The 12744-nt window shown below is 64.7% G+C and carries 9 protein-coding genes and 1 tRNA gene; 5 read left to right on the top strand and 5 right to left on the bottom strand.

Going from position 1 to position 12744, the window contains the following annotated elements:
- The first annotated feature begins 37 nt into the window (after positions 1-37).
- Together K7G81_RS15525 and K7G81_RS15520 are read left to right on the top strand one after the other, a co-directional pair.
- Positions 38-3253, top strand: coding sequence for a TonB-dependent receptor (locus tag K7G81_RS15525; protein ID WP_223031736.1), 3216 nt, complete (start codon positions 38-40; stop codon positions 3251-3253).
- Positions 3254-3298: 45 nt separating this feature from the next.
- The gene (locus K7G81_RS15520) at positions 3299-6040 is read left to right on the top strand and encodes a M16 family metallopeptidase (protein ID WP_223031735.1); all 2742 of its coding nucleotides are present in this window, start codon (positions 3299-3301) and stop codon (positions 6038-6040) included.
- Positions 6041-6148: 108 nt separating this feature from the next.
- Here the strand turns inward: K7G81_RS15520 and K7G81_RS15515 are convergent.
- Positions 6149-6223 (bottom strand) — tRNA-Val (locus tag K7G81_RS15515).
- A gap of 59 nt (positions 6224-6282) precedes the next feature.
- Complete coding sequence (gene cpdR, locus K7G81_RS15510; RefSeq protein ID WP_223031823.1) at positions 6283-6660, bottom strand: cell cycle two-component system response regulator CpdR; 378 nt, start codon at positions 6658-6660, stop codon at positions 6283-6285.
- A 118-nt stretch (positions 6661-6778) separates the two neighbouring features.
- Between cpdR and K7G81_RS15505 the strand changes: the two genes are divergently transcribed.
- Positions 6779-7630, top strand: a complete 852-nt coding sequence (locus tag K7G81_RS15505; RefSeq protein WP_223031734.1) for an N-formylglutamate amidohydrolase — start codon at positions 6779-6781, stop codon at positions 7628-7630.
- Between the two features lie 222 nt (positions 7631-7852).
- Here K7G81_RS15505 and K7G81_RS15500 read toward each other — a convergent pair whose 3' ends face one another.
- From K7G81_RS15500 to K7G81_RS15490, 3 genes are all read right to left on the bottom strand, one after another.
- On the bottom strand, positions 7853-8407 hold the full coding sequence (locus K7G81_RS15500; protein ID WP_223031733.1) for a cytochrome b: 555 nt from the start codon (positions 8405-8407) through the stop codon (positions 7853-7855).
- 37 nt (positions 8408-8444) lie between these two features.
- Positions 8445-9221: a SapC family protein gene (locus K7G81_RS15495; protein ID WP_223031732.1), complete on the bottom strand. Its 777-nt coding sequence runs from the start codon at positions 9219-9221 to the stop codon at positions 8445-8447.
- Between the two features lie 85 nt (positions 9222-9306).
- Positions 9307-10755, bottom strand: coding sequence for an FAD-binding oxidoreductase (locus K7G81_RS15490; protein ID WP_223031731.1), 1449 nt, complete (start codon positions 10753-10755; stop codon positions 9307-9309).
- Between the two features lie 55 nt (positions 10756-10810).
- Between K7G81_RS15490 and K7G81_RS15485 the strand changes: the two genes are divergently transcribed.
- Both K7G81_RS15485 and K7G81_RS15480 read left to right on the top strand, forming a co-directional pair.
- Positions 10811-11290: a hypothetical protein gene (locus K7G81_RS15485; protein ID WP_223031730.1), complete on the top strand. Its 480-nt coding sequence runs from the start codon at positions 10811-10813 to the stop codon at positions 11288-11290.
- A 114-nt stretch (positions 11291-11404) separates the two neighbouring features.
- Positions 11405-12739, top strand: a complete 1335-nt coding sequence (locus tag K7G81_RS15480; RefSeq protein WP_223031729.1) for a DEAD/DEAH box helicase — start codon at positions 11405-11407, stop codon at positions 12737-12739.
- Positions 12740-12744: the final 5 nt, after the last annotated feature.

Below are 12744 nucleotides of genomic sequence, written 5' to 3'. Positions count from 1 at the left end.
CGAAAGCGGCTATCGCCTTTTGCTGCGAGGCACCGGCTTGTCGCTCGATGTGACCCCCGGCGGAACATTTGTCATCGGCAGCACCCAGCCGCCGCCACCCCCGGGCAAATCGGCGCAAGCCGAGCCAGGTGACGCCGCCAGATCAGGATCGATCGGTGGCCACGTCTCTGGGCCCGGTGACAATCGCAATATCGCCGGCGCGCTGATCCACCTGGAGCCGATCGGCCGAACCGCGAAAGCCGACAATCTCGGCAACTTCCAGTTTCCGGACGTGCCGCCCGGCAATTACACGCTGGACGTCTCGTTTCTCGGGTTCGCACCCGCCTATCAGGCGATCGACCTCGCACCCGGTCAGCAATATCGCGCCGACGTGCTGCTCAGCGAGGGCATCAATGATGAGCACGGCATCGTCGTCTACGGAACGCGCAGCGCGCGGGCCAAGGCGCTCAATCTGCAGCGAACCGCCGAAAACGATTCCGATGTGATTTCGGCCGACGACCTCGGCAACTTCACCGGCACCACTTTTTCCGACGCGTTGCGTCGTGCGCCCGGCGTCTCGTTTCAGCGCGACTCGTTGACCGGCGACGGCACCAATGTCGTGGTACGCGGGCTCGATCCCGATATGAACGCGGTCAAGCTCAACGGGCTCAACCTGCCGGTCGGCAACGGCACCGGCCGTTCAGCCGATCTCAGCAATCTGCTCGCCGATTCGGTCAGCAAGATCACCATCAGCAAGAGCCTGTTGCCCAGCCAGGACAGCGCCGGCACCGGCGGGCTGGTCGAGATCGAAACCCAGTCGCCGCTCGACCGCTCGCGCCGTTATGCCAGTTTCCAGGTCGAAGGTGGGCGTAGCGCCAAGGGCTTCAGCAACGATTTTCTCGCGTCGGGCACGGTCTCCGGCAAATTCGGCGCCGGCGACAATTTCGGGGTCAGCGCGTCGGTTCAGTACCGGCGGAATTCGGTGCGCAACATCTCCTACAACACGATTCTCGATTTCGGCGCGTTCCTGCCGCCCGATGCCGACGGCCAGCCGACCCTGACCTCGACCGACGCCACCGACCCGCTCAGCACCTTTCCCTTCGTTGCCGGCGGCGACCAGGCCTATCCCAACCGCCTCGAAACCAGCTTCAACCATGTCCAGCAGAAGACGCTGGCCGCCACGCTGTCGGCCGAATGGAAGATCGACACGCATACCGACCTGAAGTTCGATTTCCAGCATTCGGAAACCGATCGCACGACATATTCACTGACCGACATTTTCGCCACGCTTGACGAATATTCGGTTATCGCGGGCGGCGATCCGGTTTCGGCGCTGCATCTCGATCTCAGCCCCGGCAACGCGGCGCTGCAGCACGAGCAGGAATATACATACGATCCGGGCGCCAAGACGGTGTCGGATACCTATGCGTTCAACGGCAAGAGCGAGATCGGCAAGATCACGCTGAAATACCTGCTCGGCTATGCCCATGGCTCCGAGCGCCACAAGGCCAATACCACGCTCGATCTGCGGATGCCCGACAGCGATGCCAAGGCGGATTATTTCCTGCCCGCCGCGACCGATCCGACGCTCGGCTACATCATCTCAGGCTTCGGCCCGCGCAACGGCAACCAGATTCCGATCCCGCTGCTCAGCGACGCCGGCTGGGCTTTCGTCAACGATCCGTCGCATTTCACGATCGACAACGGCACCGGCCAGATCGACACGACCACGGGTCTCAACAATCGTTACACCGCCGAATACAGCGCGCGCTGGTCAATGGGCTGGGGGCCGCTGAAATATATCGAGGCCGGCATCCACTTCGAAAAGACCGAGTTCAAGAGCAATCTGGTGCGCTCGCAGTTCGGCGGCGGCACGACGATTGCGGCGCTCGGCCTGCCCTTCGGCCCGTCCGACCTCGGCCGGATCGGCATCACCGACGCCAATTTCTCGGTGATGAGCGAGAAGACCTTCACCGGCTTCCTCGACAATCTCGACCAATATCTCGCTGACTATTCCAATCTGACGCTGACTCCGATCGTGCCCAATCCCGATCAGGACAAGCAGATGACCTCGGAAACGAACTATGCGGGCTATCTCCAGTCGCAGCTTCAGTTCGGCAAGCTCGAGGTGGTCGGCGGCGTCCGGTACGACCGCGTCGACCTGATGGCGCGAGACCTGATCTTCCCCACCTATATCGGGCCGATCCTGCCCGAGGACGGCGGCGGCTTTGGCGTCGACCTGGCGTTCCAGAACGCGTTTACCAAGCTCGTCACCGAGACATCGAGCACGTCGCGTTTCCTGCCGCGCATTCTGTTCAATTACCGCGAAAGCGACAACCTGATCTTCCGCGGCGGCTATTACCTGTCGGTCGCGCGCCCGCAGATCGGCGAGCTTTCGACCGCGACGCGGATCACCTTCATCAATATTCCGACGCCTGGTCCCGAAGGCGTAAAGCCGATCGTCCAGATCAACTCGGGCAATCCGAACCTGCGCCCCGCGACGACCGACAATTTCGATGTCAGCGCCGAATTCTATCACCACGTCGGGATCATCAAGCTGAGCGCGTTCTACAAGCGCATCCACAATCTGCTGCAGGCAAACGAGGTCAACGGCCCAACCAATCTCGCCAACGTGACCTTGCCCGACAGCCCCTATTTCCAGGGTCCGCCCTATTTCGATCCCGCCCATCCCGAAAATTATTTCATCAACGGCGGGATGCCGGCCAACAGCGATCACATCGCGACGATCTGGGGGATCGAGGGGCAGGTGGAGCAGCAGCTGACCTTCCTGCCCGGGGCGCTCAACGGCCTCGGCGTGTTCGCCAACTACACCTTCACCAAGAGCTCGCGGGTCCAGCAATATTCCTGGGCCTATGCCCCCGCCGGGGGGCAGAGCGTCTACGAATTCTACGGCATCCCATTCAATCAGCAGCCCAAGCATTCGGGCACCGTCGCGATGACCTACAACAAATACGGGGTCGACGCGACGCTCGCTTACAGCTTCCAGTCGCGCGCGCTCGGCGATTTCCGCCCGCGCGACCTCAGCGTCTATCAGGAAGGCGTGGGCACGCTCGATTTCCGGGCGGAATATTATTTCCGGCCGGGCTTCGGCAAATTCCGCATCTATGTCGAGGCATCCGACCTGCTGAAAGGTACGACCAGCCCCGACGTCGAGGAAACGATCGGCGGCGAAGGCAGCGCGCCGGCTTATTATACGCGGGCGACCTATCTGGGCGGCCGCAAGTTCAAGATCGGCATTTCCGCCAATTTCTAACACCTGCCGGCCGTCGCGGCCGCCCTTCAAGGACCATCGTCACCCATGAAATACCTGCATCTGCTGGCCGCGGCTTCGCTGGCCGGCGCCTTCGCCCCGGCTGCGCGCGCCGAACAACCTGTGCTCGCCCAGCCGAGCGACCTTCTCCCTTACACCCAGTTCACGCTGGCCAACGGGTTGCGGGTGGTGGTTCACGAAGATCATGCCACGCCCAAGGTGGCGGTGACGGTATGGTATCACGTTGGCTCCATGAACGAGCCGGCGGGCAAGTCCGGGTTCGCGCATCTGTTCGAGCATTTGATGTTCAACGGCTCGGAACATCACAACAAGGAATATATGCCGCCGCTGCAGGAAGTCGGCGCGTCGGCGGTCAACGGCGCCACGTCGTTCGACCAGACCTATTATTACGAAGTGGTGCCGACCGGCGGGCTGGAACGGGCATTGTGGCTCGAATCGGACCGGATGGGTCATTTGCTCGGCGCGATCGACCAGGCCAAGCTCGATGCCCAGCGCGCCGTGGTGCAGAACGAAAAGCGCGTCCGCGAAGGCCAGCCCTATGCCGATATGAGCGAGCATGAACTTGCCGGCCTGTTTCCGGTCGGCCATCCCTATCACCACACGACGATCGGCTCGATGGCCGATCTCGATGCCGCGTCGCTGGCCGACGTGAAGGCGTGGTTCGCCCAATATTATGGCGCGGCGAATTCGGTGGTGGTGCTGTCGGGCGACGTCACCGTCGCCGATGCCAGGCGTCTGATGGAAAAGTATTTCGGCAGCGTGCCCGCCGGCCCGCCGATTTCGCGGATGACCGCCTGGGTGCCGACGCTGAGCGCGACCAAGACCGAAGTGCTGCAGGATCCGGTGCCGCAGACCGCGATCGCGTGGGACTGGCCGGTGCCGGGGCGCGGGACGCCCGATTCAGAGGCGTTGCGCATGACCGCGCAGATTCTCGGCCGCGGCAAGACCGCGCGCCTGTATCGATTGCTGGTCCACGACAAGCAGATCGCGACTTCGGTCGACGTCACTTATCAGGGCTATGCCGCCGTCGGGGTTTTCTCGATCCAGTTGATGCTCAAGGATGGCGTCGATCCGGCGACGGCGCAAGCCGCGCTCAAGGACGCGCTGCGCGACTATCTCGATCACGGCCCGACGCCTAGCGAGCTGCAACAGGCCAAGACGACATCCTATGGCGACATGATCCGCTCGATGGAATCGATCTATGTTCGGGCAATGGCGCTGGCCGACGGCGAGACGTTCGCGAACGATCCCGGTCGCTATCTGAAGGACGAGCAAGCCTTCGAGGCGCTGACCGCCGATCAGGTCCGCGGCGCGGCGGACGGCTGGCTCGACAAACCGTCCTACCGCCTCACCGTCGTTCCGTTCGGCACCCACAAGGTCGCCGCCGACGGCGCCGACCGCACGGCAATGCCCGGGCTGGCGCCGTCGCCGGCGCTCAAGCTGCCTGACATGCAGCGGGCGACCCTGGCCAACGGCATCAAGGTGGTGTTCGCCCAGCGCACCGGCACGCCGACGGTGGAAATGACGATGGCGTTCGATGCCGGCCACGCCGCCGATCAGCGGATGAAGCCGGGGCTGGGCACTTTCACCCTCGGGATGATGGATGAGGGCACCAAGGATTTGTCGGCGCAGGCGTTCGCCGATCGCCAGGCCATGCTCGGCACGCGCATCTATACCTATGGCAACAGCGACACGACCGACATCCAGTTGTCGGCGTTGACGCGCAATCTGCCTGATTCGGTCGCGCTGTGGGCCGATTACATCCGCAATCCCGGTTTCCGTCAGGCCGATCTCGATCGGCTGCGGGCGCTCGATCTGTCCGGGCTGTCGCAATCGCTGTCCAACCCCACGAGCATCGCGCAGCGGACGTTCACTCACTTGCTCTACGGCGCCGACAATGCGTACGGCACCCCGCTTGCCGGCCGCGCCGCCACGTTGCGATCCTTTACCCGGGACGATGTGATCGCGTTCCACGACAGCTGGCTGCGTCCCGACAATGCGGTGATCTACGCCGCCGGCGATACGACCCTGCCGGCGCTGGTTGCCGCGCTCAACAAGGCGTTCGGCGATTGGACGCCGCCGGCGCGCGCGAAGGGCCAGAAATCGCTTGCCCCGGTCGCGCCGGCGACGGCGACGCGGATCGTGCTCATCGACAAGCCGGGCGTGGCGCAATCGACGATTCGCGTCGGCCAGCTGATGCCCTCGACGCTCGACGCGCGCGATTTCGACATCAACGCGCTGAACGATGTTCTTGGCGGCAATTTTACCTCGCGGATCAACATGAACATCCGCGAAGCCAAAGGCTGGACCTACGGCGCCAACAGCGCGGTCGACGACGCCCTGGGCGAGCGCCCGTTCGAGATCGCGACCGACGTCCAGACCGATAAGACCGCCGAGGCGATGACCGAAATCGAAAAGGAAGTGCGCGACATCGGTCACGCCCGGCCGATCACGCTCCCCGAGCTCGATCTGATGGAAAAGGGCGAGGTTCTGACGCTCCCTGGTCAGTTCGAGACCAATCAGGCGCTGGTCGGCTACATGCAGTTCGTCGACCGTTTCAATCGACCCGACAACTGGATTACGACGCTGCCCGCTCAATATGAAGCGCTGACGCCCGACACGATCACCAGCACGGCGGATGCCGTGCTGCGCCCCGACGCGTTGACTTGGGTGGTGGTCGGCGACCTGTCGAAAATCGAATCGAAAATACGCGCTCTCGATCTAGGGAAGGTCGAGGTGTGGGACGCGCAGGGCAAAGTGCTTCGCTAACTAACGTAGGGCGGAAGTCGCAATTGCTCCGGACAGCCGGCGTGGGGGGTGGAATGGCCAATTTCCAAATTAAAAGCCCGCCACCTCTTTGAGATAGCGGGCTTTTGATGGTGGGCGTGGCAAGGATTGAACTTGCGACCCCTGCGATGTCAACACAGTGCTCTACCACTGAGCTACACGCCCGTGAGGGGGGCGCTTTAGCGAGCGCGCGGCGTGCTGGCAAGCGGCTTTGGCCGGCGCATTCAATTCCCGCCCGAAAGGCTCTCCACCCCGAACATGCGGTCGACCTCGAGCACGAGGTCGCGCAGATGGAACGGCTTCGACAGAACGCGCGCCTGCGGCATCGTCTTGCCGGCCTTCAGCGTCACCGCCGCGAAGCCGGTAATGAACATCACGCGCAAATCCGGCACCATTTCGGCGGCACGCTGCGCCAGCTCGATGCCGTCCATCTCGGGCATGACGATATCGGTCAGCAACAGATCGAAATGCGCGGATTCGAGCAGCGGAATCGCCGCCGTGCCGCGATCGACCGCCGCGACCGCATAGCCCGACCGTTCCAGGGCGCGCGCCAGATATTCGCGCATCACCTGATCGTCTTCTGCGAGCAGGATTCGGATCATCGACACATCACCCCCATAGCGAGCTCCCTTATGCGCGCGCGCCTTAACATTTTCCAGCGTTTCGCCCACCCGATGCGGCCGATTGCGGGACGGGCACGCCGCGCCTAGGATCAGGCGCATGACGCCCGCCGCGCTCTCGTTCGACCTGCTTGGCTCGCTCGAGCTGCCGGCCAGCCCGCTGATCCTATCGGTGCCGCATGCCGGCCGCGACTATCCGCTCGCCCTGCGTGCCGCCCTGCGCGTGCCGATCGAGGCGCTGATCGTGCTGGAGGACCGCCATGTCGACGATCTCGCGCATGCCGCACGCGCAACCGAAACGATGCTCGTCCAGCGCCCGGCCCGCGCCTGGATCGATCTCAACCGCGCCGAAAGCGATCGCGATCCGAAAATCGACGAGGGCGTCTCTCCCGCCACGCGGCCGATCGATTCCGCCAAGCTGAGGAGCGGCCTCGGGCTGATCCCGCGTCGCGCAGGCCGAGCCGGCGACATGTTGCGGCGGCGGCTGAGCAACGAAGAGGTCGTCGCCCGTATTCGCGCCGATCATCGCCCCTATCATCAGGCGCTTTCCGCGGCGCTAACGGCCGCCCGCGCCCGCTTCGGCATCGCGATCCTCGTCGACCTGCATTCGATGCCGCCACCGGGCCACGCCGATATCGTGTTTGGCGATCGCTTCGGCCGCACGGCGGCGACGCGCTTCGTCCACCGCCTCGAGGCGGTGGCCGAGGCAGCCGGGCTGCGCCATGCGCTCAACACCCCCTATTCAGGCGGCCATATCCTCGAACGTCATGCCGAGCCCGCCCGCGGCGTGCATGCCATTCAGATCGAATGGGGCCGCCACCTCTATCTCGATGCGACGATGACCGCGCCGGGCGCCGGTCTCGGCCGCACGGCCGGCACGCTGCGCGCCATGCTCGACGCGCTCGCCGATGAGGCATGCGCACTCGGTGGCCTGCCGATCGCGGCGGAATAGAGCGGCTTTCGACATAAAAAAACCACCTCGTGCTTATGGCACGAGGTGGCCGAGGTTCAGGGAGGAGACACGCCCGAAGGCGCGCCATACGGGTCCGCGAAAGGGGGGACACGAACACCGTACAAGGCGAATATAGGGCGGTGGTTCTGACGCTTCAAGCCATCCCGGCGGGCAACGAAACTCCGTTCGTCGCAATAGAATAAATGCAGGATGAACCGCGGTTCAGCGACGGGGCAGCAGGCCCGGGATCATGCGGCCGAGCACCGTATCGTGCAGCACGAATTGATGCCGCAGCGCGCCCAGGATGTGCAGCACGGCCAGCGCCGCGAACAGATAGCCGAGCACGCTGTGGGTGAGCCCTGCCGGCGATCCGGCGGCATGGGCGACCGGCAGCAGCGGGACATCGAACAGGCCGAACCACGAAAGCGGCCGCGGATGCGTGCTCGCCGACACCATGATCCAGCCGGATAGCGGCATCAGCAGCATCAGCGCATAGAAGGTCCGCCGCACCGTGATCGCCATGGCGCGCTCCCAGGCGGCAAGATGATCGGGCAGCGGCGGCGTCCGATGCGCCAGCCGCCACGCGATTCGCGCCACCGTCAGCACCAGCACGGCGATGCCGACGGCCTTGTGTGCCGGCATCAGCGCGCGCAGCGCCGGCACGCCTTCGTGAAAGATCCCGACGATGATGTTGAAGATGATCAGCGCAGCCATGATCCAGTGAAACCAGATCGCTCCCGCCGAATAGCGATCGGCGGACGTCGCGGTGGTGGCCATCTTCAACGATCTCCTTGTCAGGTCAGACAGTGTCAGGTCAGATAGTCAGTTGCGGTTCGGGTTGCGGCATCTTGCCCTGTTGGGCCTGGCGCCCGAAGATGTCGCGCATCAGGCTCAGCGAGAAAAGATGGGCATAGAGCAGCGGCAGCATGCCGGACTGGTTCATCTTGCGCAGTTGATCGCCCCGGATGTCGGTGAGCTTCTTTTCGTCGATCATCTGGAAGCCGCGATAGACGAAGGGCCGCTCGGCGCCTTCGGGCTGAATCGACATTTCGCCGTCCATCAGCAGGCCGAGCTCGCCGAGTTCCTTCATGAAGGCCGCGGTGCGGGCACCCGCCTGCTCGAACGATTCGTTGAACGCCAGGATGTTCTTGGTCACCTCGGTCGGCTCGCCATCGGCAAACAGCGCCTCGCCGTCATCGAACTCGCCGACGCGATCCGAGGTCGGATCGAAGCATAGCGACATCTCTTCGCTATCGGGGCGCAGCCGCGCCAACATGAACGGATAGCGCCGGACATAAGCGGGCACATAGACCTGCTCGGTCAGCTTGCCGTCGTCGCCGACGAACACGTTGACGCCTTCGTTCAGGCCCATCAGCGCGATCGGAATCGCTTCCTCGCCGACGGTGAAGACGATCGGCATGTGGCGCTGCAGCAGCGGGAATTCGTCGACCGTCACCGGGATCGCATGGGCGCCAACCAGAAACGGCGCATTGTCCGTCGCCCGCACCTTGTACTTGGCGTGGGTCTGGCTCGAAAGCGGTTCGAGGGCATTGTAGAACAGCGGAAGTTGATTTTGCGGCGCGCTGGCCATGTTGGTCTCCGTGAAACGTAACGATTCGGTCGGCCGCCCGGCCGGGTCTGGATTGCCGCTCGCGCAGCGATGACGGGGGAGCGGTCTAGGGGGCCTCGTTGCCCGGCGCAAGCGTGACGAGCTTGCCCGGATTCATGATGCCGGCGGGATCGAGCGCACGGCGAATGGCGCGGATCGCCTCGATCCGCCCCGGCGGCGCGAGCCGCGCCAGTTCGCCGATCTTCATCTGGCCGATACCGTGCTCGGCGGAGATCGAGCCGCCGGCCGCGACGACCAGATCGTTGACGAACCGCGTGATTCCCGGCGCCTCTTCGGCATACCACCGATCGCGATCGGTGCCGGCCGGCGCGCGGACGTGGAAATGCACGTTGCCGTCGCCGAGATGACCGAACGCCGTCGCATGCGTGCCGGCAAAGCGCTGCTCGGCGGCGCGCGCCGCTTCGATCATGAAGCGCGGCATGACATCGACCGGCACCGATATATCGTGCTGCACCGCCGGGCCCGACGCCCGCTCGGCCTCCGACAGCGAATCGCGGATGCGCCAGAAGGCGTCGGCCTGGGCCTCGCTGGCGGCGATCACGGCATCGGCGACCAGCCCCGATTCGAGCGCGGGCGCGAGCAATCGTTCGAGCAACGCCGCCGGGGATTCGGCAGCGGGATCGCTCGACACCGCCTCGATCAGCACATGCCAGGGATGCGTGCCGGCGAGCGGTTTGCGCGTGCCTGGAATATGCTCGACGACCAGCTCCAGCGAATCGCCGGGAATGATCTCGAAGCTCTCGATCGCCGAGGTGGCGGCCTCCATCCGGCGCAGCAATGCCAGCGCATCCGCGGGATTTTGCAGCCCTGCCCAGGCCACGCCCCGCGCCGCGATCGCCGGCGCCAGCCGAAGCGCCGCTGCCGTCACCACCCCCAATGTTCCTTCCGCGCCGATCAATAGCTGGTTGAGATCATAGCCGCGATTGTCTTTCTTCAGCGCCGAAAGCCCGTCGTGGATCGATCCGTCCGGCAACACCGCCTCGACGCCGGCGACCAGCGCGCGCATCGTGCCCCAGCGCAATACCTGCGTGCCACCGGCGTTGGTCGAAACCAGCCCGCCGATCGTCGCCGAGCCGCGCGCGCCGAGCGTCAGCGGGAAGCGCCGGCCGATCTCCTCGGCCGCGGCGTGGAGATCGGCGAGGATCACGCCGGCCTCGGCGATCGCCAGATTGGCGTCGGCGGACAGCGACCGGATCCGGTTCATCCGCCGCGTCGACAGGATGAGTGCGCTGCCGTTGCCGGGCGGCGTCGCCCCGCCGACCATCGACGTATTGCCGCCTTGCGGCACCAGCGGCACGCCGAACCGGGTTGCCAGCCGCACCACCGCCGACACCTCGTCACGTGAAGACGGCGCGATCAGGGCCGGGGCGTGGCCATGATAGCGGCCGCGCCAGTCGGTTTCCCAAGGCGCGATCTCGGCCGGATCGGTGACGATCGACTTGGCGTCGAGCTGGCCGGACAGGGCATCGATCAGGGCGTTTTGCGCAGGCGTCATGCGCGCGGCGCTAGCACTCCACGGCCGGCTGCTCAAATTCAGCGATTGTTCAATCATGCTGATTATGCTCGTTCCCCTGATCATGACCAGTCCCGCCGTTCCCGCTGCAATGCTGTTGTTGCTTGCCGCTGCCCCCGCGCCGGCGGTCGGCCCGGGATTCGAAGGGCAGATGCTGTTTCACCAGCACATCGTGATCCGCATTCCACGAATGCCTGCGCCGGAACCGATGACACCGCCCGAGCCGCCGCTGCCGCCGGTGGAGTTTCACGAGGAAAGCGGCCCGCAATGCGTGGCCAGCGACGATCTCATCGCGGCGACGATCCCCACCAATGATCGCGTCGACGTGATGATGCGCGGCGGCGAGCGATTGCGTATCCGCCTCGACAAGAAATGCCGGACGCTCGATTATTATACGGGATTTTACGTGACGGCCGGGCACGATGGACGAGTATGCGCCAAGCGCGACTCGATCCGCACGCGATCGGGCGACGAATGCGGGATCGCCAAGTTCCGCCGGCTGGTGCCCGGGGATTGATCTCGAGCAAGGTCGGAGCGCGCAAATCTTGACATTGTGCGCCAAATCCGCAAGCGCAGACGCGCTGTTCGTGGCCGTTACCTTTGGCTGCGTCCGATCTTTTCCGGAACCGCTATGAACTTTGCCGATCTCGGCCTTTCTGAAGAACTTCTCCGCGCTGTTGGCGACGCCGGCTATGACGAGCCGACACCGATCCAGGCGAACGCGATTCCGCCGGTGCTGATGATGAAGGACATCATTGGCATCGCCCAGACCGGCACCGGCAAGACCGCATCGTTCGTGCTGCCGATGATCGACATCCTCGCTCATGGCCGCAGCCGCGCACGGATGCCGCGCAGCCTGATCCTCGAGCCGACCCGCGAGCTCGCTGCCCAGGTCGCCGAGAATTTCGAGAAATACGGCAAGTATCACAAGCTCTCGATGGCGCTGCTGATCGGCGGCGTCTCGATGGGCGATCAGATCAAGGCGCTGGAAAAGGGCGTCGACGTGCTGATCGCGACGCCCGGCCGGCTGATGGACCTGTTCGAGCGCGGCAACATCCTGCTCACCGGCTGCTCGCTGCTCGTCATCGACGAGGCGGATCGCATGCTCGACATGGGGTTCATCCCCGATATCGAACAGATCTGCACCAAGCTGCCGCGCCAGCGCCAGACATTGCTGTTCTCGGCGACGATGCCGCCGCCGATCAAGAAGCTCGCCGACAAGTTCCTCGACAATCCCAAGACGATCGAGGTCGCGCGCGCCGCGACCACCAACGCCAATATCGAGCAATGGCTGGTTCCGGTGTCGTCGTCGGACAAGCGCGGCACGCTGCGCGATTTGCTGCGTCAGCCCGAAGTGCGCACCGCGATCATCTTCTGCAATCGCAAGACGACGGTGCGCGAGCTCAACAAGAGTCTCAGGCGCTCGGGCTTCCGCTCGTGCGAGATTCACGGCGACATGGAGCAGCCGCAACGCCTCGCCGAGCTCGAGCTGTTCAAGGCAGGCGAGGTCAACATCCTGGTCGCCTCGGACGTCGCCGCGCGCGGGCTCGACATCAAGGGCGTCAGCCATGTCGTCAACTTCGACGCGCCATGGCACCCCGATGATTACGTCCACCGCATCGGCCGCACAGGTCGCGCCGGCGCCACCGGCACCGCCTACACCTTCGTCACGGCCGAAGATGGCGAGAACATTGCGAACATCGAGAAATTGACCGGCCAGAAGATCGCCCGGCTCGAGGCCAAACCCGCCGATGCCGCGCCGGAACCCGAGGGCGACGAAGAAAAACCACAACGCGCGCGAGGTCGTCGCCGTGGCGGCGAGCAGCCGAAGTCGACCGTCCGCTCGGCGGAGAAACCGCGGCGCTCGCCGGCACCACGCGCCACGCCAGCGCCCGCCGCCGACGAAGATGCCGGCGGCTGGAACGGCCCGATCCCCGGCTTCCTAGACGCCCGTATCGATCTGTAACGGCA

Source organism: Hephaestia mangrovi, from assembly GCF_019880555.1.
GTDB classification, from domain to species: Bacteria; Pseudomonadota; Alphaproteobacteria; order Sphingomonadales; family Sphingomonadaceae; genus Sphingomonas; species Sphingomonas mangrovi.
The sequence above is the reverse complement of the archived record's forward strand: the minus strand, read 5'-3'. Positions and strand labels throughout refer to the sequence as shown.